The 21,318-nt window shown below is 67.8% G+C and carries 17 protein-coding genes; 11 read left to right on the plus strand and 6 right to left on the minus strand.

What is annotated here, in order from left to right; genetic code table 11:
- Window positions 1-20 precede the first annotated feature (20 nt).
- Together RYM47_RS17995 and RYM47_RS18000 are read right to left on the minus strand one after the other, a co-directional pair.
- Window positions 21-1,655 (minus strand): TldD/PmbA family protein, encoded by a 1,635-nt coding sequence (locus tag RYM47_RS17995; RefSeq protein WP_315389733.1) that lies wholly within the window; start codon window positions 1,653-1,655, stop codon window positions 21-23.
- A gap of 105 nt (window positions 1,656-1,760) precedes the next feature.
- A complete protein-coding gene (locus RYM47_RS18000; protein ID WP_315389735.1) occupies window positions 1,761-3,389 on the minus strand; it encodes a TldD/PmbA family protein in 1,629 nt (542 codons plus the stop codon).
- Window positions 3,390-3,502: 113 nt separating this feature from the next.
- Between RYM47_RS18000 and RYM47_RS18005 the strand changes: the two genes are divergently transcribed.
- Window positions 3,503-4,120, plus strand: a complete 618-nt coding sequence (locus RYM47_RS18005) for a DUF938 domain-containing protein (RefSeq protein WP_315389737.1) — start codon at window positions 3,503-3,505, stop codon at window positions 4,118-4,120.
- 35 nt (window positions 4,121-4,155) lie between these two features.
- On the opposite strand, the gene RYM47_RS18010 is transcribed toward RYM47_RS18005, so the two are convergent.
- Window positions 4,156-7,851: an indolepyruvate ferredoxin oxidoreductase family protein gene (locus RYM47_RS18010; protein WP_315389739.1), complete on the minus strand. Its 3,696-nt coding sequence runs from the start codon at window positions 7,849-7,851 to the stop codon at window positions 4,156-4,158.
- Window positions 7,852-8,011: 160 nt separating this feature from the next.
- Between RYM47_RS18010 and RYM47_RS18015 the strand changes: the two genes are divergently transcribed.
- Entirely contained in the window at window positions 8,012-8,650 is a 639-nt protein-coding gene (locus RYM47_RS18015) for a tetratricopeptide repeat protein (RefSeq protein ID WP_315389740.1), read from the plus strand.
- A gap of 37 nt (window positions 8,651-8,687) precedes the next feature.
- Here RYM47_RS18015 and RYM47_RS18020 read toward each other — a convergent pair whose 3' ends face one another.
- Entirely contained in the window at window positions 8,688-10,172 is a 1,485-nt protein-coding gene (locus RYM47_RS18020; protein ID WP_315389742.1) for an AAA family ATPase, read from the minus strand.
- A 131-nt stretch (window positions 10,173-10,303) separates the two neighbouring features.
- Here RYM47_RS18020 and RYM47_RS18025 point away from each other — a divergent pair, with 131 nt between their 5' ends.
- From RYM47_RS18025 to RYM47_RS18065, 9 genes are all read left to right on the plus strand, one after another.
- Window positions 10,304-10,933 carry a ParA family protein gene (locus RYM47_RS18025; RefSeq protein ID WP_315389743.1) on the plus strand — a complete coding sequence of 210 codons (630 nt, stop codon included), beginning with the start codon at window positions 10,304-10,306 and terminating at the stop codon, window positions 10,931-10,933.
- Between the two features lie 16 nt (window positions 10,934-10,949).
- Window positions 10,950-11,426, plus strand: coding sequence for a histidine phosphatase family protein (locus RYM47_RS18030; RefSeq protein ID WP_315389745.1), 477 nt, complete (start codon window positions 10,950-10,952; stop codon window positions 11,424-11,426).
- A 3-nt stretch (window positions 11,427-11,429) separates the two neighbouring features.
- Window positions 11,430-12,062 (plus strand): YceI family protein, encoded by a 633-nt coding sequence (locus RYM47_RS18035; protein WP_315389747.1) that lies wholly within the window; start codon window positions 11,430-11,432, stop codon window positions 12,060-12,062.
- Window positions 12,059-14,179 (plus strand): phospholipase D family protein, encoded by a 2,121-nt coding sequence (locus RYM47_RS18040; RefSeq protein WP_315389749.1) that lies wholly within the window; start codon window positions 12,059-12,061, stop codon window positions 14,177-14,179. The genes RYM47_RS18035 and RYM47_RS18040 overlap by 4 nt, the downstream gene beginning before the upstream one ends.
- A gap of 28 nt (window positions 14,180-14,207) precedes the next feature.
- On the plus strand, window positions 14,208-14,642 hold the full coding sequence (locus RYM47_RS18045) for a hotdog fold thioesterase (protein ID WP_315389750.1): 435 nt from the start codon (window positions 14,208-14,210) through the stop codon (window positions 14,640-14,642).
- Window positions 14,643-14,706: 64 nt separating this feature from the next.
- Window positions 14,707-15,498 (plus strand): lysophospholipid acyltransferase family protein, encoded by a 792-nt coding sequence (locus RYM47_RS18050; RefSeq protein ID WP_315389751.1) that lies wholly within the window; start codon window positions 14,707-14,709, stop codon window positions 15,496-15,498.
- Between the two features lie 4 nt (window positions 15,499-15,502).
- Window positions 15,503-16,495 (plus strand): alpha/beta fold hydrolase, encoded by a 993-nt coding sequence (locus RYM47_RS18055; protein ID WP_315389753.1) that lies wholly within the window; start codon window positions 15,503-15,505, stop codon window positions 16,493-16,495.
- Window positions 16,496-16,559: 64 nt separating this feature from the next.
- Window positions 16,560-18,629: a tetratricopeptide repeat protein gene (locus tag RYM47_RS18060; RefSeq protein ID WP_315389755.1), complete on the plus strand. Its 2,070-nt coding sequence runs from the start codon at window positions 16,560-16,562 to the stop codon at window positions 18,627-18,629.
- A gap of 10 nt (window positions 18,630-18,639) precedes the next feature.
- Entirely contained in the window at window positions 18,640-19,251 is a 612-nt protein-coding gene (locus RYM47_RS18065; RefSeq protein WP_315389757.1) for a YbhB/YbcL family Raf kinase inhibitor-like protein, read from the plus strand.
- Between the two features lie 79 nt (window positions 19,252-19,330).
- On the opposite strand, the gene RYM47_RS18070 is transcribed toward RYM47_RS18065, so the two are convergent.
- Window positions 19,331-20,167 (minus strand): META and DUF4377 domain-containing protein, encoded by an 837-nt coding sequence (locus tag RYM47_RS18070; protein ID WP_315389758.1) that lies wholly within the window; start codon window positions 20,165-20,167, stop codon window positions 19,331-19,333.
- A gap of 71 nt (window positions 20,168-20,238) precedes the next feature.
- The gene (locus tag RYM47_RS18075) at window positions 20,239-21,033 is read right to left on the minus strand and encodes an undecaprenyl-diphosphate phosphatase (protein WP_070207927.1); all 795 of its coding nucleotides are present in this window, start codon (window positions 21,031-21,033) and stop codon (window positions 20,239-20,241) included.
- Window positions 21,034-21,318: the final 285 nt, after the last annotated feature.

Genomic DNA, 21,318 nt, shown 5'->3' on the forward strand with positions numbered 1-21,318 from the left:
GTGTAAGGGCTCCTGACCGGTCAGCCGAGGCTGCGTGCGGTGTTGATGACGTTGATGCCGTTGAAGCGCGCGGTGGACGAACCGTGCGAGACCGCCGAGACCTGGCCCGGCTGGCCCTTGCCGTCGAAGAACGAACCGCCCAGGCGGTAGTCGCGTTCGTCGGCCACGGCGCTGCAGGCGTTCCAGAATTCCGGGGTACGGATCTGGTAGGCCACGTCCTCGAGCATGCGGGTGATCTGGCCGTTCTTGATCTCGTAGAACAGCTGGCCACCGAACTGCGCGTTGTAGCGCTGCTGGTCGATGGAGAACGAGCCGTCGCCGATGATGTAGATGCCGTTTTCCACGTCCTTGATCATGTCGGCCACGCTCAGCGGGGTCTTGCCCGGCGCCATCGACACGTTGGCCATGCGCTGGAACTGCACGCTGGACCAGGAATCGGCATAGCAGCAGCCGTCCGATTCGGTCTTGCCCAGGATATGGGCCTGGTCGCGGATGGTCTGGTAGTCCACCAGCTTGCCGTTGCTGATCAGGTCCCAGCGCTTGGTCTTGACGCCTTCATCGTCGTAGGCGACCGCGCCGAGGCTGCCCGGCTGGGTCTTGTCGGCGAAGATGTTGACCAGGTCGCTGCCGTACTGGAAGTGCTGCTCGCGCTTGTCCAGGGTGGCGAAGCTGGTGCCTGCGTAGTTGGCTTCGTAGCCGAGCACGCGGTCCAGTTCCAGCGGGTGGCCGACCGACTCGTGGATGGTCAGCCAGGTGTGCGAGGGGTCCAGCACCAGGTCGTACTTGCCCGGCTTGACCGACGGCGCCTTGAGCTTCTCCTGCGCCTGCTTGGCGGCAGCGATGGCGTCTTCCTTCATGTCGTAGGAGGAGCCGTAGTTGACCACGCCATTCGGGGTGAGCACCTTGCCCGCCGCTGCGCCGTCCAGGTATTCGTAGCCCATGCCCATCGGCGCGGACAGGCCCTCGCGGGTGCGGAACTTGCCGCTGGCCTTGTCGATGGCGGTGACCGTCATCGGCGCCCAGATGCGGTGCACGTCCTGGTCGATGTAGGACCCGTCGGTGGAAGCGAAATACTTCTGTTCGTTGACCAGGAACAGCATCGAGTTGACGAAGCTGGCGCCCGCGCCCATCGCGGCGGCATTGACGTCCAGCAGCAGGTCGACCTTTTCCTTGATCGGCACTTCCATCGCGTTCTTGCGGATCGGGGTTTTCCAGCTGACCTCGCCCACGCCCGGCGCAGCAGCCAGCTGCACCTTGGCGGTCTGCACGCCGGCGTTGGCCTTGGCGATGGCAGCGGCCTGCTGCGCGGCGCGGGCCACCTCGGTGGGGTTGAGTGCGTTGGTGGCGGCAAAACCCCAGGCGCCGTTGACGATCACGCGGATGCCCACACCGGTGGACTCGGTGTTGACCACGTTCTGCACCTTGTCTTCGCGGGTGATCACGAACTGGCGCAGGTAGCGGCCGATGCGCACGTCGCAGTAGGTGGCGCCGGCCTGGCGGGCGGCGGCCAGCGCGGCGTCGGCCAGGCGCTTCTTCAGCGCCGGGTCGAGCGTGCTCTGCAGCTGCTCGGCGGCGATCGCCCTGCCAAAGAACGACGGCACGATCAGGCCGCCAGCAGTAAGCCCGGTCAGGGCAAGGAAGTCACGTCTTTGCAAGGCAGCTCTCCACGTCAGTGTGGGGGTGGCAGGAACAACGGGTGTTTGATTCTTGCGGGCGCAGCGGTCCAACGGTAGTGACGTTTGGCACGGTGGCCCGGGCGGTCAGCCCAGGCTGCGTGCGGTGTTGATGATGTTGATGCCGTCGAAGCGGGTGGTCGCCGAACCGTGCGAGACCGCCGACACCTGGCCCGGCTGGCCCTTGCCGTCGAAGAACGACCCGCCGAAGCGGAAATCGCGCTCGTCGCAGATCGCGCTGCACGCGTTCCAGAACTCCGGCGTGCGGATCTGGTAGGCCGCGTCTTCGACCATGCCGGCAATCTGGCCGTTCTTGATCTGGTAGTACAGCTGGCCGCCGAACTGCGCGTTGAAACGCTGCTGATCGATGGAGTACGAGCCACGACCATGGATGTAGATGCCGTTCTCCACGTCCTTGATCATCTCGGCCACGCTCAGCGGGGTCTTGCCCGGCGCCAGCGAGACGTTGGCCATGCGCTGGAACTGCACGCTGGACCAGGAATCGGCATAGCTGCAGCCGTGCGATTCGGTTTCGCCCAGCAGGTGCACTTCATCGCGGGTGGCCTGGTAGTTGACCAGGATGCCGTCCTTGACCAGGTCCCAGCGCTTGGTCTTGACCCCTTCGTCGTCGTAGCCGACCGCACCCAGGCTGCCCGGCGCGGTCTTGTCGGCGAAGAAGTTGACCCGCTCGCTGCCCCAGCGGTAGCCGGCGTCGCGCTTGTCCAGGGTGGCGAAGCTGGTGCCGGCGTAATTGGCCTCGTAGCCAAGCACGCGGTCCAGTTCCAGCGGGTGGCCGACGTTCTCGTGGATGGTCAGGAACAGGTTGGACGGGTCCAGCACCAGGTCGTACTTGCCCGGCTTCACCGACGGTGCCTTGAGCTTCTCGCGGGCATGGCGCGCGGCGGCGATGGCGTCTTCCACCGGGTCGTACGAATCGCGGTAGGCGGTGATGCCGCCGGGCAGCTGGATCTTGCCGCGGGCGTCGCCGTCGAGGAATTCGTAGCCCATGCCCATCGGCGAGGACAGGCCGGCGCGGGTGCGGAACTTGCCCGTGCCCTTGTCGATGGCGGTGGCAGTGAACGGCAACCAGATCCGGTGCACGTCCTGGTCGATGAACGAGCCGTCGCTGGAGGCGAAGTACTTCTGCTCGTTGACCAGGAACAGCGTGGAGTTGATGAAGTCGGCGCCGGCGTTGATCGCGGCCGCATTCAGGCTGAGCAGCAGCTCCACCTTGTCCTGGATCGGCACCGCCATGGCGTTCTTGCGGATCGGCGTCTTCCAGCTCACATCGCCCACCCCGGCCACCGGGGCCAGCTGCACCGGACGGGTCTGGATGCTGGCGTTGGCGCGGGCGATGGCGGCGGCCTGCTCGACGGCGGCCAGGATCGCGGCCGGAGTCTGCTGGTGGGTGGCTGCAAAGCCCCACGCGCCGTTGACGATGACGCGCACGCCAATGCCGGAGGACTCGCTGTTGGTGACGTTCTGCACCCGCGCCTCGCGGGTGATTACCGCCTGGTTGAGGTACCGGCCGATGCGCACGTCGCAGTAACTGGCCCCGGCGCGCTTGGCGGCGGCCAGTGCGGCTTCGGCGAGGGCCTTGTTGCGGGTCGCGTTGGCCGGCTCGAGCAGCTGCTCGGCGGCGATCGCGCGGGAATACGGCAGCATCAGGCCGGCAAGGCCCATACCGGACAGGGTCAGAAACTCACGGCGTTGCACAGCTGGCGATTCCCCGGGAACGATCAGCCTTTGACTGTCGTTTGCGACCCGGTGCTGGCACAAGTGACTGCGGTCATGGTTGGATGTGCGCTGACCCGACATTTCGAAACGTCATGAGCCAACAACGCTGGTCCGAGGCCTGCGAGCGCAACCGCGACCCGATCCTGGCCGTGCTGCGCCGCTACCTGCACGATCGCCACCGGGTGCTGGAGATCGGCAGCGGCACCGGCCAGCATGCGGCGTACTTCGCCGAACAGCTGCCGCACCTGCTGTGGCAGGCCAGCGACCACCCGGAGTACCTGCCGGGTGTCGCCGAGCGGCTGGCGGAAGCGGCGTTGCCCAACGCGCCAGAACCGTGGCCACTGCAGGCGGAGCTGGCGCCAGTGCCGGGGTTGGCGCCGTTGCCCGAAGCGTTCGAGCGCTTCGATGCCGTGTTCAGCGCCAACACCCTGCACATCATGAGCTGGCCGCATGTGCAGGCGCTGTTCGCGGGCCTGCCCGCGGTGATGGCCGAAGGTGCCCTGCTGTGCGTGTATGGGCCCTTCAACTACAACGGCACCTACAGCAGCGACAGCAACCGGCAGTTCGATGCCTGGCTGAAGGCGCGCGATCCGGAATCGGGGATCCGCGATGCCGAGGCGGTGGATGCGTTGGCTGCCGCGCAGGGGTTGGGGTTGGTGGAGGATGTGGCGATGCCCGCGAGCAACCGGTTGCGGATCTGGGGGCGGTGACACGCCATGCGTGTCCCACGCACCCCGTACCCGCGTCAGGCTACCTGCACGATATGCAGCGCCTTCGGGTTCCGCCACTGCGCCAGCAGCACCGCCTCACGCGCCTTGGCCTTGTGCAGGTGCGCTTCCTTGACGTGCCCGTAGCCGCGGATGTGCTCGGGAATGCTGGCAATCTCCACCGCCAGCGCCACCCGGTCATCGCTCAGGCCGTCCAGCAGCAGCCCCACGGTCTGCTCGTAATCGGCAATCAACTGACGCTCGCCGCGCCGCTCTTCGGTACGACCGAACACGTCGAACGTACCGCCACGCAGGAACTTCAACTTCGCCAGCAGCCCGAATGCCTTCAGCATCCACGGGCCGTACTCCTGCTTGATCAGGCGGCCCTGCTCGTCCTTCTTCGCGAACAGCGGCGGCGCCAGGTGGAAGCGCACTTCGAAGTCGCCCTCGAACTGCTGCTGCAGGCGGCGCTGGAACTCGCCGCTGGTGTACAGGCGCGCCACTTCGTACTCGTCCTTGTACGCCAGCAGCTTGAAGTAATAGCGGGCCACGGTTTCGGTCAGCGCGGTGCTGCCGGCCTTGTCCCACTCCACGCTGCGCACGCGGTCGACCAGTGCGCGGTAACGCGCCGCGTACGCTGCGTCCTGGTAATCGGTGAGGAAGCGCACGCGACGCTCCACCAGTTCATCCAGCGAACGCGACAGGCGCTCGTCGTCCAACGGCAGGAATGCAACGTCGCCGCCGCCATGCCCGGGCAACCCGCGCAGCTCGCGCTCGTCGCCGGTTTCGCGCGGTGCGGCGGTGGCGCCCCATTCGTTGCCCTCCCACTCGCCCGGCGGCAGGTCCTGCAGCGGGCCCGGGGTGCGCTCGGCGTCGGTGTGGCCGTTGCGGACCAGGCCAGCGGCCTGCTGCACTGCCTGCGGATCGACCACGGCAAGGCGGCCCCAGGCGAACGCCTGCTGGTTCATCGCTACCGCCGCGCCATTGAGCTCGATCGCGCGCATCAACGCCTCGAACGAGATCGGCACCAGCCCCTGCTGCCAGGCGTAGCCCAGGATGAAGAGGTTGGAGGCGATCGCATCGCCGAGCAGCGCGGTGGCCAGCTGGGTAGCGTCCAGTAGCAGCGGGTCGCGTCCCCCCAGCGCCACGCGGATGCCGGCAATGATGTCGGCGGCCGGGAACTGCATGTCCGGGCGGGTGGTGAAGGTGCCCGGCATCGCTTCATACGTGTTGAGCACCACCTGCGAACGTTCGGCGCGCACCTTGGACAGCGCCCAGTAATCGTTCACCACCACCATGTCGCAGCCCACCACCAGGTCCGCTTCGCCGGCGGCAATGCGCACCGCGTGGATGTCTTCCGGGGTCCGCGCGATGCGGATATGGGTGGTCACCGCGCCGCCCTTCTGGGCCAGGCCGGTCTGGTCGAGCACGCTGGCGCCCTTGCCTTCCAGGTGGCCGGCCATGCCCAGCAATGCGCCGATGGTGACCACGCCGGTGCCACCGACGCCGGTGATCAGGATGTTCCAGGGCTGCTCCAGCGTGGAGCGGAAGGTCGGCGCCGGCAGGTTGTCGAGCAGCGCACTGCGGTCGCTGCGCGCACCCTTGCGCGGCTTGCCGCCGTGCACGGTGACGAAGCTGGGGCAGAAGCCGGTGGTGCAGGAGTAGTCTTTGTTGCAGTTGGACTGGTCGATGTCGCGCTTGCGCCCGAACTCGGTTTCCTTCGGCAGCACCGACACGCAGAAGCTCTTCTGGCCGCAGTCGCCGCAGCCTTCGCAGACCAGCGAATTGACCACCACCCGCTTCGGCGGGTCGACCAGCTTGCCGCGCTTGCGGCGGCGGCGCTTCTCGGTGGCGCAGGTCTGCTCGTAGATCAGGATGCTGGTGCCCTTCACTTCGCGCAGCTGCTTCTGCACCGCGTCCAGTTCGGCGCGGTCGAAGAACTCCACGCCGTCGGGGAACAGCTCGCGCTTGTTCCACTTCCCGATCTCGTCGCTCACCAGCATGATCGTCTGCACACCTTCGGCGCGCATCTGGTGGGCGATCTGCGGCACGGTCAAGGTCCCGTCGACCGGCTGCCCGCCGGTCATCGCCACCGCGTCGTTGTAGAGGATCTTGTAGGTGATGTTGACCCCGGCGGCGATCGCCTGGCGGATCGCCAGCGAGCCACTGTGGAAATACGTGCCATCGCCCAGGTTCTGGAATACGTGTTCGGTGTCGGTGAACGCGGCCTGCCCGGCCCAGGTGACACCTTCGCCGCCCATGTGGGTGAAGGTGTCGGTGCTGCGGTCCATCCAGGTCACCATGTAATGGCAACCGATACCGCCCAGCGCGCGCGATCCTTCCGGCACGCGGGTGGAGGTGTTGTGCGGGCAGCCTGAGCAGTAGTGCGGCACGCGCGGGAAGCTGGCGCGCGGCAGGGCGAGCTCGGCTTCCTTTTCGTCCATCCAGCGCAGGCGCTGCTCGATCGAGTCGTTGCTGAAGAACTTCTGGATGCGGCGGCCGATCACGCCGGCAATGGTGGCCGGGGTCAGCTCATTGGTGGACGGCAGGATCCACTGGCCGGCCTCGTCGTACTTGCCGACGATGGACGGGCGCGGACCGGCGCTGGCCGGCCAGTTGTAGAATTGTTCCTTCATCTGGCGCTCGATGAAGGCACGCTTTTCCTCCACCACCACGATGTCTTCCAGGCCCTGCGCGAAGCGCGCGATGCCTTCCGGCTCCAGCGGCCAGGTCATGCCGACCTTGTACACGCGGATGCCGATGTCGGCGCAGGCGCGCGCGTCCAGGCCCAGGTACTCCAGCGCCTGCAGCACGTCCAGGTAGCTCTTGCCGGTGGTGACGATGCCCAGCCGCGCGCGCGGCGAATCCATCACCACCCGGTCGATGCCGTTGGCGCGGGCGAATGCCTGCGCGGCCTTGACAGCATAGCGGTGCAGGCGCATTTCCTGGTCCAGCGGCGGATCCGGCCAGCGGATGTTGAGGCCGCCGGCGGGCATCTCGAAGTCTTCGGGCAGCACGATCCGGCGCGCGAACGGGTCGACCTGCACCGAGGCGGAGGACTCCACCGTTTCGGCGATGGTCTTGAAGCCGATCCAGCGCCCGGTGTAACGGCTCATGGCCCAGCCGAGCAGACCCATGTCCAGGATGTCCTGCACGCCGGCCGGATTGAGCACCGGCATCATCGCGCTGACGAATTCATCTTCGCTGCCATGGGGCAGGGTGGAACTGCGGCAGGCATGGTCGTCGGCGGCCAGGGCCAGCACACCGCCGTGCACCGAGGTGCCGGCCGCGTTGGCATGCTTGAACACGTCGCCGCAGCGGTCCACGCCGGGGCCCTTGCCGTACCACATGCCATACACGCCCTGGACCCTGGCGCCCGGGAAGAGGTTGGTCTGCTGGGTGCCCCAGACCATGGTCGCGCCCAGGTCCTCGTTGAGGCCCGGGGTGAACTTCACCTTCGCCGCTTCCAGGTGTTGGCGGGCACGCCAGAGTTCCAGGTCGAAGCCGCCCAGCGGGCTGCCGCGGTAGCCGCTGATGAAGCCGGCGGTGTCCAGCCCGGCGGCCTGGTCGCGCAGCTGCTGCATCAGCGGCAGGCGCACCAGCGCCTGCACCCCGCTCAGGTAAATGCGGCCATCGGTACGGGTGTACTTGTGGTCCAGCGTATAGCTGTCGTCCAGCGGCCCGGCAGGCAGGTTGGCGGACGAAGGCGAGGTAAGTTCGGCGGTACTGGTCATGGCTGGCCCGTGCTGACGGCTGGCACGGCCACCGCAAGGGCGGCCGGAAAGGGCGGAATTGTATCAGCCGGGCATTTTTTGCCCTTCGGGACTCGCACCGGGGCCGGGCTGCGGTTAGGATCGGGGAGGGAGGTTGTTGTGACAACCTGGGGGAGTTTGTATGTCAGTGGGAAGAAACATGCTGTCCAGCGTGGTGCTGGCGGCGGGGATGACGATGTTCGGGGTGTCGGCGCAATCGTTGCCGGCATTGCAGGAGTTCTACTTCGATGACGACGTGGCGGCGGTCGCGCCCGTGGTCGTGCCTGCCGACAGCGCCGATGTCGTCGATCAGTTGATGAAACAACGCGAACGTGGCCGCAAGGCACTGGAAGCCACCGTGCAGCTGGCCAGCGTGGCCTATGCGCAGGGGCGCCCTGAGCTTGGCCGCGAGCTGTATGCCGATGCGGAAAAGAACGCACCGGGTACTTCGGCACCGGGGCGCATGGTGCGCTGGAACCATGGGTGGGACCTGTTCCGCCAGGGTGACGCAGAAGCGGCACTTACGCAGTGGCACACGGCCCAGCAGGGCCTGCGTGGCAATGCATCGTGGGTGCCGCCGACCTACGCGCTGGCGTTGTGGACGCTCGGCCGCAAGGACGAGGCCGTGAAGTGGTATGCCGCCGCCGTGCGCACCGAACCGCAGCGCTGGAGCACCAGCGATGCGTATGCGCAGCTTCTGCCGACCTGGCGCGACAGCGAGCGTGCCAGCCTGGCCGAAGTGCAGCAGGCCTGGGCCGCGCAGCCGCCGGCGTGGCCGTGATCCGTTGATGGGGGAGCCGGGCAGGCCCGGCTCTACCTCATTCGTCTGCGCTGACGGTACGGCCCTTCGCCCACTCGCGGAGGCCGTTGACCTGTTCGGCCATCAGCACCGACAACGGGCGGCTGCTGCGGATTTCGGTCATCAGCAGCTCGGTGTCCAGCGTGCGCTGCTCGGCGTGCGCCGCGTACAGTCCGGCCACCACCGCCTGTTCGATCTCCGCACCGGAGAACCCGTCGCTGGCGGCCGCCAGCGCAGGCAGGGCGAAATCGTCGGCGTTGAGCTGGCGCCGGCCCAGGTGCAGGCGCAGCAGTTCGACCCGGGTGTTGGGGTCGGGCAGGTCGACGAAGAAGATCTCGTCGAAACGTCCCTTGCGCAGCAGCTCGGCCGGCAGTTCGTGCACCTGGTTGGCGGTGGCGACGATGAACACCGTGCTCTTGCGCTCGGCCAGCCAGGTCAGCAGGTGGCCGAGCACCCGCCGCGACACACCGCCGTCTTCGCCGCCACTGGCCAGGCCTTTCTCGATCTCATCGATCCACAGCACGCATGGCGCCAGCTGCTCGGCCGAGGCCAGCGCATCGCGCAGGTTCTTCTCGGTTTCGCCGTGGAACTTGTCGTACAGGCTGCCGAAGTCCAGGCGCAGCAGCGGCACCCCGAAACCGGCGGCGGTGGCCTTGGCCAGCATCGATTTGCCGCAGCCCTGCACGCCCAGCAGCAGCATGCCCTTGGGCGGGTCCAGCCCGGCCGGGCCCTGGCCACCCAGGAACACCGGCCGGCGCTGGTTGACCCAGCGCTTGAGCCGATTGGCCCCGGCCACGTCGGCGAAGCGCGTGGTGTCATATTCGTAATGCAGGTGACCGGCGCGGTTAAGCAGCTCGAACTTGAGCCTGGCCAGCTGCGGCAGGTCGTCCTGGCTGATCGCGCCGTCGGCGAAGATCAGTTGGCGGGCGATCCGGCGTGCGTCGACCAGGCTCAGGCCGCGCAGGTTGTGCAGGATCTTCTTGACCGCGTCGTTGTCCACCTCCACGCGCCGACCGCCGTTCTCCCTCGCATAGGCCGCCACTTCCTCGCGCAGCATCTTGAGCAGCGCGTTGGGGTCGGGCAGGCGCGGGTTGAAGCGGGTGGCCAGGGCCTCCAGCTCGGCCGGCAGCTCGACCTTGGCGCCCACCAGCACCAGCACGTGGGCTTCGCAATGGCGGCGCTGGATCAGGTCGCGCAGCGCGCGCTGGTGGCTGGCGTAGCCCAGGTAGGGGTGGAAATCGAGCAGCAGGTAGATGCCGCGCTGGTCGGCCTGGCGGATCATCTGCAGGGCCGAACTGGCGTCCGGCGGGCCGACCGCGTCATCTTCGCGGTCCATGTCGATCCGGCGCAGGCCTTCGGTGATCGACCAGCGATGCAGGGCCCGCCACACATGCATCAGGGTCTGCCGGAACAGCTCCACGATACGACCCTCGTCCTGGGTCTCGATCACGATCAGCGGGGTGTTGGCGCGGATCAACGCGCTCAGGTCCTGTAACTCGCTCATGCCGGCTTGCATTCCTTTGGATCGCGCACGATAGCAAAGCGCCGAGGCAATCAGTGGGTTCAGCCGCGCGACTATCTCCATCACAACGGGCGGTGTACGCTCGGGGCTCGTTCCCCGGAAGCGAGGCTGGCATGAAGACGATCCTGGTAGCCGGCTCCAAGGGTGGGGTGGGTAAAACCACCGTCGCCACCCACTTGGCGGCGCAGGCCGCCCTGGCCGGCAAACGGACCGTACTGGCCGACGCCGACCCCCAAGGCTCCAGCACCCGCTGGGCCGAACGCCGTGCCGGGCTGGAAAGCGCGGTGCTGCCCATCGACGCCACCGGCAAGAACCCGCTGAAGAAGGTGCCCGACGATACCGAGGTACTGATCATCGACGCCCCGGCCGGCGCGCGCGCGGGCGAGCTGGATGCCTTCCTTGATGCGGCCGACGCGGTGGTGGTGCCGGTGCTGCCTTCGGCGCTGGACATCGAAGCCATCGTCGGCTTCCTCAACAGCCTGTCCAAGGTCCCGCGCATCCACAAGCGCAAGCTGCCGGTCGGGCTCGTGCTCAACCGCACCAAGTCGTGGACCCAGACCTCGCAGCAGGCGCTGCAGATGCTGGGCGAATGGCCCTACCCGGTGGTCGCGCAGCTGCGCGACAGCCAGAGCTACGTGGTCATGACCGGGCTGGGCCGCAGCCTTTTCGATTACCGCTCCGCGCAGGTGCGCGAGCACCAGAGTGACTGGGAGCCACTGCTGCAGTGGTTGAAACACGACTGAACTGGAAGAGAAGCCCATGCGAGAACTGATACTGCTGCGTCACGCCCATGCTGAAACGGCCAGTACCGGCCAGGCCGACCTGGACCGGCCGCTATCCTCCGTTGGCCTGGCCGAAGCCGAGGCTGCCGGGAAATGGTTGAAAGAACACAATCTGCTGCCCGATTGCGTACTGTGTTCTCCGTCGCGACGCACCCGCGAGACGCTCGAAGCGGTACTGCGGGTTACCGGTTATGCCGAGCAGAAGCTTGAAGATGCCGTTTACGAGGCCACGCCTGGAACGCTCATCGGTCTGGTAACCGAGCGCAGCGACGTCGAACGGCTGCTGGTGGTGGGGCACAACCCCGGACTGGAGCAGCTGGTGGCCCAGCTGACCGAAGGCAGCACGAGCGACTATCGCGGCATGCCGCCGGGTGGCATCGCCGTTCTTCATTTTCCCCAGGACGCGCCCATTGAACCGGGTGTTGCGACGCTGAACGCCTTCTGGTGGCCGTAAGCAGTGAAAGCAGTACGCACGATGCTGGGCTGTCTGCTCGGGCTGGCGGCGGCTTCGGCCTTGGCCGAACCGCCGGTACCGTTTCCCTCCACGCCTGCCAATCCGCTGGCCGCACCGGTCCAGCCGCCGCTGCAGGTCCTGCAGGTCGACGCGGCCCGCTCCCACTTCGGGTTCGAGATCCGCACCCGGCTGGGCCAGCGCATCGAAGGGGTGTTCCCGCGCTTTGAAGGCCGGGTGGACGTGCTGCCCGACGGCCGCCACCAGGTCCACCTGCGCATGTTCAGTCGTTACGTGGAAATTCCCGGCAAGGAACGCTACACCGCCTGGATGCGCGGTGAGGAATTCTTCGACTCGGCCCGCTACCCGGTGGTGGAGTTCGATTCCAGGCCCTACTGGCCGGACCCGGTCCACCAGGGCGGGGTGATCGAGGGCCAGCTGATCCTGCGCGGCGTGTCCCACCCGGAGGTCCTGAAGGTTGAACCGGCGGTCTGCCCCCGGGCCGGGTATGATTGCGACGTGGTCAGCCGCGGTACCGTGCAGCGTGGCCGGTATGGAATGGACAGCTGGCAGCTAGCCCTGAGTGATCGAGTGACCTTCGTATTGCGTGCCCGCCTCCACGAGGCGCCGAAACCGTGAATCCCCTGCTGCGGGTGTTGCTGCTGGCAACGCTGTTGCTGGGAAGCGGCTGTGCGTCCCTGTCCAATGCCGAGCGCGACCGCGCGGCCGGCATTGCCAGCCAGGCGCGCTCCCAACTGGTTGATTGCGACAAGCCGGACCGCTGCGCGCTGGATTCCCCGCTGCGCGCGCTGGCCGGGGATGCCTTCAACCAGTCCACCCAGGCCGCGCCGCGGCATTACGCCACCATCCTGGACGAGGGCGAGACCACGCTGGTGGCGCGCCTGAACCTGATCCGCAGCGCCACCCGCAGCATCGACCTGCAGACCTACATCTTCGACAAGGACGACAGCGCCCGGCTGGTGCTGGACGAACTGCTGGCCGCCGCCCGGCGCGGGGTCAAGGTGCGCGTGCTGATCGACCAGCTGTCGGCGATCTCCGACCTGGAGATCCTGGCCGCGCTGGCCAGCAGCCACCAGAATTTCGAACTGCGGGTGTACAACCCGACCTTCGGCAAGGCCAAGCTCAATTACGCCGACTATGCCGGCAGCGTGCTGTGCTGCTTCCGCCGCTTCAACCAGCGCATGCACAACAAGCTGCTGGTGATCGACGACGCGATCGGGGTGGTGGGTGGCCGCAACTACCAGGACGACTATTACGACTGGGACAGCGAATACAACTTCCGCGACCGCGACGTGGTCGTTGCCGGCCCGGTGGCGCGGGGCATGGCGGCCAATTTCGAAGCGTACTGGCTCGCCCCGCGCAGCGTGCCGGCCGAACGCCTGAACGACGTCGGCGCCACCTTGCTCAGGCAGGGCGCCCCGGCCATGCCGGCGGCCGACTACCGCCGCCCGGACCGGGTAGAACAGGTGCTGCACGAAGCCCAGGACCCGGCCTACATCCAGCGCATGTTCGTCGATCCCGCGTTCCGGGTGGGCCCGGTGCGTTACGTGGCCGACCTGCCGCGCAAGCATCGCAGGGAAACGGTGACCCAGCCCGCCAATGGCCAGCACGTGACCGAGCCGCAGCTGGATTCGCTGATCGCCGGCGCGCAGAGCGAAGTGCTGCTGCAGACCCCCTACCTGGTGCTCTCCAAGCCGGCCCGCAAGCTGTTCGAGGCACTCAAGGCGCGCGAAAATCCGCCGCGCGTGGTGGTCTCCACCAACAGCCTGGCCGCCACCGACAATCCGATCGTGTATGCGCTGTCCTACAAGTACAAGCGCCGCAACATGCGCGAGCTCGGCTTCAACATCTACGAGTACAAGCCTTTCCCGCTGGATGCCCCGGTCGACTACCGCAACCTGGTGCCGGCACCGCTGGGCACGCCGCCCAGCAGCGACCGGAACAGCAGCCTGCTGGGTGGCAGTGCCGCGGGCAGCAACGCACGGCGTGGTGGCAGCAGTGGCAGCAACAGCAATCGCCGTAGCGCCGTGGCGGAGACATCGGTCGCAGCCGACCCGGTCGCTGCAGCGGACCCGGACATGGACTCCGCCGACAATCCCGGCGACGAACCCGCAGCCCGGCGGCCCCAGCCCACTCCCGGCCCGGCCGCACGCCGGCAGACCGATGGCAGCGTGGTCGAGCGTCGCGTGCTGCGTGCCGAAACCCGGCCCTCGTTCCTGGGTACCAAGGCGGTCAACAAGCCGTTGCCGGTGACCCGCAGCGGCGCGCGCATGGGCCTGCATGCCAAGTCGCTGGTGGTGGACCGCCGCATCGGCGTGATCGGCACCCACAACTTCGACCCGCGCAGCGAGAACTACAACACCGAAGGCGCGGTCATCATCGAAGACCCGGCCTTCGCCGAAGCGCTGGCGCAGAGCATCCTGCGCGACATCCACCCGAAGAATTCCTGGGTGGTGGCACCGCGCACCAAGCCGCCGGTGCTGTCCGGCCTGAACTACAGCGTGGGCAAGGCTTCCGAAGCGCTGCCGGTGCTCGACTTCTGGCCGTGGCGCTACGCCACCGACTATGAGTTCCAACCCGGACCCGACTGCCCGGAACCGCTGCGTCGGCAGGACCCTGCGTTCCATTCCTGCTACACCGCCGTAGGCGACTTCCCCGAGGTCAACGTCGGCCCCAAGTGGTTGCTGGTGCGCATGCTCACCGCGTTCGGCGCCGGTCTGGTTCCCATCCTGTAATTCCCCTTCGTCGTACGGAGACGCCCCCATGTCCCAGGTATTCCGCGAACCGGTTTCGATCGACGCGCTCAATGCGCTCAGCCGCAACACCCTGATCGAACACCTCGGCATCGTGTTCACCGGCGCCGGAGAAGACTGGGTGAGCGCTACCATGCCGGTCGACGCGCGCACCCGGCAGCCTTACGGCATCCTGCACGGCGGTGCTTCGGTAGTGCTGGCGGAGACCCTGGGCAGCAGCGCCGGCAACCTGTGCGTGGACACCACCCAGCAGGTCTGCGTCGGCCTGGAGATCAACGCCAACCACATCCGCGCCCAGCGCGGCGGTACCGTTACCGGCACTGCGCGGGCAGTGCACGTAGGCCGCAGCACGCATGTCTGGGACATCCGCATCGAAGACGAGGCGGGCAAGCTGGTCTGCACCTCGCGGCTGACCCTGGCCGTGGTTCCGGCGGTTCGCCCTTGACCGCCGCTGGCGGTTTGCCCGCGATCTGCTGGCAGACCCCGCAGCGCTGGAGTATCGTGCGCGGATGACTTCCCCCCCTTCGGCCTCGCGTGGCGGCGTGGCGCGCGTATGCCGTTACCTGTATCGCGTTCCCCTCCTGCTGGTGCACCTCCTGCTGTTCCTGCCGCTGACCCTGATCGGCATGCTGCCGCCGTGGGGTCGCGTGCGCGTGGGTGGGTGGCCGCTGGAGCATCGCGTGGTCAACGCCTGGTCGGCCGGCCTGATGTGGATCTTCGGCTTCCGCCTGCATCGTATCGGCACGCCGCTGCCGGGCGCGGTCCTGTTCGTGGCCAACCATGTCAGCTGGGTGGACATCTGCATGCTGCACAGCCAGCGCATGATGGGCTTCGTGGCCAAGCGTGAAATCGCCGGCTGGCCCGTGGTTGGCTGGCTCGCCGCGCGCGGCCAGACGATCTTCCACCAGCGTGGCAGTACCGAATCGCTCGGTGGGGTCATGCAGGTGATGGTTGAACGGCTGCAGGAAGGCAAGGCGGTGGGCGTGTTCCCGGAAGGGCGCACCCGCGGCGGACATGAGGTCGGTCCGTTCCACGCGCGCATCTTCCAGGCCGCGGTAGAGACCCAGGTCCCGGTGCAGCCGGTAGCGCTGCGCTATGGCCTGCACGGCAACGCGCAGACCGTGGTCGCCTTCGGCGAACGCGAAAGCTTCTTCGCCAATTTCCTGCGCCTGCTGGGCGAACCGGCACGTCGGGCCGAGGTGCATTTCCTCGCGCCCATTGGCACCCATGACCTGGAAGGCCGTCGCCGCATCGCGGAAACCTCGCGTGCGCGCATCGTGGCGGCCATGACTGCCCCGTAGTGCGATGCTGACCGCTGCCGACTACTGTCCGCCGCGTTGGCTGCGCAACCCGCACCTGCAGTCGATGCTCAGTTCCAGCCGCATGCGCATGCAGCGCGGCCTGGTGCTGCTGGCGGCGACCGGCGCGGTCACCGAAGAACTGATCCTGGATGGCGGCGAAGGCGTACGCCTGCAGGGTTGGCACAGCCGCATCGAAGGCCGTGAACCGGTCGGCATGGCATTGCTGCTGCATGGCTGGGAAGGCAGCGCCGAGTCCAGCTACATGCGCATGACCGCGGCCCGGATGCTCGACGCCGGCTACGACGTGGTGCGCCTGAACTTCCGCGACCACGGCAACACCCACCACCTCAATCCGGGCATCTTCCATTCCAACCGGATCGACGAAGTGGTGCAGGCCGCCGGCGACATCGCACGGCGATGGCCGCAGCTGCCACTGGTCGCGGCCGGTTATTCGCTGGGTGGCAACTTCGTGCTGCGGCTGGCGCTGCGCGCACCGGCAGCCGGGGTGCCGCTGCGCCGGGTGGCCTCGGTCTGCCCGGTGCTGGACCCGGCCATCACCATGGAAAGCATCGAGAACGGCCCGGCGATGTACGACTGGTACTTCCGCCGCAAATGGGCTGGCTCGCTGCGCCGCAAGCGCGACCTGTTCCCCGAGCTGAGCGACTGGGATGACCGCGTGCTCAAGCTCGACATCCGCGCGCTGACCGCCTGGCTGGTTGAACACCACACCGAGTTCGGCACCCTGCAGGCGTACTTCGACGGTTACTCGATCGCCGGCGACCGCCTGGCCGGGCTGGACGTGCCGGCCGACATCCTGATGGCCCAGGACGACCCGGTCATTCCCTACGCCACCTTCGACGGCTGGCGCCTGCCGGCCCATGCCCGGCTCGAAATCGCGCCCTGGGGCGGGCACTGCGGTTTCCTGGAAAACTGGCGCGGCGACGGCTTCTCCGAACGCTGGGTGGCCGAGCGCCTGGGCCTGGAAGCACTGCGCTGAGGGCACTCCAGGCGCCCAGCCGCCGGTGTTCTACAATCGGGGTTTGACCCCAAGCTGGACCGTCATGCAAGACAAGATTCTGCAAGCCCTGCGTCGCAACGCAGCGGACGAAGCCGCGCAGCTGGCGCGCGAATGGACCCAGGCCGAACCGGAGCAGCCGCAGGCGCACCGCTGGCTGGCGCTGGCGCTGCAGCAGCAGGGCCAGCACGACGCCGCGCTGGCCAGCCTGCAGCGCGGGCTTGAGCTGGCCCCGGACAATGCCGAACTGCACCTGCAGCACGCCGGCCTGCTGCTGGCGCTGCGCCAGTTCGACGCGGCCAACACCGCGCTGGACCGCACTGCCGCGCTCAATCCGAACGAACTCTCGGCCTACCTCATGCAGGCGCACCTGGCGCTGTCGCGCAACGACGTGGACGAGGCCGAGAAGATCACCCGCACCGCCGCGCGGGTCGACGAGGACCACCCGGAAGTGGTGGCGCTGGCCGGCATGATCGCGCTGCGCCGCAACGACGCCGACCGCGCGTTGGCGCTGCTGTCGGCGGCCAGCGAAGCGCTGCCCAATGACGCGCGCATCCTGTATGCGCTGGGCTTCGCCTACATGGGCAAGGACCTGCTGGCCTTCGCCGAACAGGCGTTCCGCCGCGTGCTGGCGATCAACCCCGGCATCACCTCGCTGCACGGCCTGCTGGTCCAGCTGTCGCTGCGCCAGGGCAATACCGAAGCCGCCGCAGCCACGGTGAACCAGGTGCTGTCCCAGCCGGACACCGACACCCCGGCCATGCGCCGTCTCGCCGGCGAGCTGTCCCTGCAGTCCGGCGAGCCGCTGAAGGCGATCGAGCACCTGCTGCCGGTGCTGGAGCAATGGCCGGCCGACCGCCAGACCCTGCAGCTGCTGCTGATGGCCTGGCAGCGACTGGGCCGCGAAGCGCAGGCGCGCGAAACCCTGGACGCCACCCTGGCCAACCACCCGGGCGAGCACAACCTGTGGCTGGCACGGCTGTCGGTCGAAGTCGTGGGCAGCCCGGAAGCGGCCGCTGTCGCCGACCGCTGGATCGAGGCCATGCCCGGCCACTTGGCCGCGCTGGAGACGCGCATGCGCCTGCACGACATGCGCGGCGAAGCCGACGCGGCCGAAGCCATCGCGCGCCGGATCATCGCGCTCGAGCCGGGCCGCAGCAGTGGTGAGATGCGCGTGGTCGACGCCCTGCTGGCGCGCGACCCCGCTGCCGCCGTCGCCCATGTGGAACTGCTGATCGAACAGGTGCCGGCTGAGGCCAAAGCAGGCCTGCGCGCCTGGCTGGGCTCGGTGCAGGACCGTGCCGGGCAGCGCGCTGCCGCACTGGCCACCTGGACCAGCCTGCACGCCGCCGAAGCGTCCACGCGCCTGCCGCTGCCGCCGCAGGCCAAGGCGCCGTTGAGCTGGCCGGCGCTCGGCGAGGTTGCTGCCGACGTTGGTGCCCGCCCCATGTTCGTCTGGGGCGCACCGGGCTCGGGCGTGGAGCGTGCCGTGGCCGCCATTGCGGCGGCCAGCCCGGTGGTGCGGGGCGACCGATTCAGCCCGAACCCGCCCAACGACGCCTTCCAGAGTTACCACACGCTGCAGGACCTCTCCACCGGCAAGCTGGCGCCGGAGCAGCTTGCGGCGCAGTGGCGCGCGGCCCTGCCCGAACGCGGCCTGGCCGACGGCAACGTGATCGACTGGCTGCTGTGGTGGGACAACGCGCTGCTGTGGGCGCTGCGCCCGCAGCTGCCGGAAGGCCGCCTGCTGCTGGTGCTGCGCGACCCGCGCGACATGCTGCTGGAGTGGCTGGCGCACGGTGCACCGGCACCGTTCGCGATCAACTCGGTGGCTGAGGCGGCCGAGTGGCTGGCACGCGCGCTGGCCCAGGTCGCCACCCTGCACGAGCAGGACCTGTACCCGCATGCGCTGGTGCGCATCGACGAGATCGGCAACGACCCGGCGGCCATGGCCGAGCACCTGGGCCGCCTGTTCGGCGTGCAGTTCCCACCCGCACAGACGCTCGGCCCGGCGCGGTTCCCGGCCGGCCACTGGCGCCAGTACAGCGAGGTTCTGTCGGCCGCGTTTGCCCAGCTCACCCCGGTCGCGGTGCGGCTTGGCTACACCGAAGCGTAAGGAGACCTTGATGAAACTCACCAGTACGCATCTGCGCAATGGCGAGCCGATCGACAGCCGCTTCGCCGCCGGCGATGCGAACGGCTTTGCCGCCGACCGCAACCCGCCGCTGGCCTGGAGCGAGGTGCCCGAGGGCACGCGCTCGTTCGCGCTGCTGTGCATCGACCCGGACGTGCCCACCGTGCCGGAAACGGTCGGTCGCACCGACTGCAGCGTGCCGGCCGACCAGCCGCGCGCGAACTTCACCCACTGGGCGATGGCCGACATTCCGGCCGACCTGCGCGAGATTGCCGAAGGCAGCTGCAGCGACGGGTTCGTTGCCAAGGGCAAGCCGCAGCCGGCAGGCCCGGTTGGCGCGCGCCAGGGCCTGAACGACTTCACCGGCTGGTTCGCCGGCAGCCCGGACATGGCCGGTCAGTACCTCGGCTACGACGGCCCGTACCCGCCGTTCAACGACGAACGCGTGCACCGCTATTTCTTCCGGCTGTTCGCGCTGGACGTGGCCACGCTGGACCTGCCGACGCCGTTCACCGCCGCCGACGTGCACAAGGCGATGCACGGTCACGTGCTCGCCGAAGCGGCGTTGCATGGCACGTATACCTTGAACCAGGCGTTGGCGTAATAAAAACGCCGCCCGATCATCGATCGGGCGGCGCAGGACATCGGTAGCGCCGGCCGTTGGCCGGCGCACGCAATGCCGATCACTTCTCGATCGCAGACTCCACGACCATATCCAGCACATACGCCTTCGACGACGCATCGGCCGGCGGATTGGCCACGTTGAAGCGCTTCACCCGCAGCACGTTGCGCGTGCCGGCTTCGTGGGTATAGCCCTCGATCACGTCGTAGAAGTTTTCGAACGCACCCGGCGTCCCCTTCTTGATCCCGTTCTCGTCGAACTGGATCTCGCGGGTCTGCAGGCACTGCTTGTCGCGGATCATCGGGTGCGGGCACGGCTTGGTCTGCGCGGCCACTTCAATGAACACCGTCTCGCCCGGACCGCCGAAGCGGGTTTCGGCGGTCGGCTGCGGCGTGAACACCAGCACGTCGCCGCTGGCGGTGCGCAGGGTCAGCTGGCCTTCGGTGCCCAGCTCGGTCTTCAGCGCGCCTTCCAGCCTTGAGCCCACCGCCTGGTCCAGCGCCATCAGCGCCTTGTCGGTGCAGGCCATCATGGTCGACGCCATCGGCGAAACGGTCAGCGTGCCATCGGCCAGGGTGTAACCCCCACCCATGCGGTTGCAGGTATTGCTCACCGCGAGGCGGCCGTCGATGAAGTCCAGCGTCACCGGCTTGTCGGCGCGGGCGAACAGCGCGTCGATGCGCTTGCCGCCGGCGTCGGTGGCGCTGTCGAGCACCCAGTGGTTGCCCTGCAGGCGCTGCACGTCCAGCTGCGCGGCGGCCTTCTGGTCGGCGGCAGCGGTTGGCGCCGGGGCCAGGTCGTCGCGGCCGGGGCCGGCGGGGGCCTGGCTGGAGGGATTGCTGCACGCGGCCAGCAGGGCCAGCGGCAGGATCAGCATCAGGTTGCGGGTGGTTTTCATGGACATCTCCTTGGGAACCCGGGGAAGAACGCAGCAGCGACGCCGGTAGGGTTGCGGCGGCGGTGAGCCATTCAGTTACCAGCAGGCAGGAACAGCAGCAGCGCCGCGCCCAGCGCGATGCGGTAGTACGCGAACGCAGTGAAGCGGTGCGCCTTGATATAGCCCAGCAACCACTTCACTACGACGAAGCCGGTGATGACCGCGGCAACGAAGGCCACGCCCACGTCCGTCCAGTTCTCGCTGGCCAGCTTGCCGTCCTTGGCCAGTTCCAGGAACGCGTAACCACTGGCTGCGAACATGGTCGGAATACCCACCAGGAACACGAATTCAGTCGCCGCCGCGCGCCGGCTCAGGCCGAACAGCATGGCGATGAAGATCGCCGCCGCCGAGCGCGAGGTGCCCGGGAACACGCCCGCCACCACCTGGGCCAGGCCGACCAGCACCGCGACTTTCCAGGTGACCTCGTCACGGTCGGGCAGGCGCGCCGCGCGCATTTCAACCAGGATCATCCAGATGCCGCCGATGATCAGCGCCCAGGCGATCGGTGTCACCGTCTCCGGCAGCTCCCAGCCGGCCAGGCGCACCGGCAGGCCCACCACCGCAGTGACCAGGAAGGCGGTGCCCAGCTTCAGTACGTAGTCGCGGTTGGCGCGGTCGTGCAGGCCGGTGGCCAGCGACCACAGACGCTGGCGAAACACCAAGGTGATCGCCAGGATCGCACCGGCCTGGATCACGATGTTGAAAAAGTCCGAGCGCGCGCCCAGCCAGTGCTGGGCGATCAGCAGGTGGCCGGTGCTGGAAATCGGCAGGAATTCGGTAAGGCCTTCAAGAATGCCCAACAGCAGGGCGGAAAACAGGTCGGACATCGGCGCGCACATGCTCTGGTTGATGCCGGGCGGTGCCCGGCGGCGGTCCCGATCATAAAACATCAACGCACGCACCAAATGTGTGCGTGGTGCGGCCGTTGCACCATCGTGGTGCGCAACGTTCAGGCGCCAGTTCAGTGCAGGCCGTGTGAAATCAATCACTTGTGCGTCGCAAAAAGTTGGCACGGGGATTGCTCTATCGACACAGGCAATCACCCATCTGAGGTTTCACCGATGTCCGTGGAAAACGTTGAGAAGCTGATCAAGGACAACCAGATCGAGTTC

The organism is uncultured Stenotrophomonas sp., from assembly GCF_963519125.1.
Classification (GTDB): domain Bacteria; phylum Pseudomonadota; class Gammaproteobacteria; order Xanthomonadales; family Xanthomonadaceae; genus Stenotrophomonas.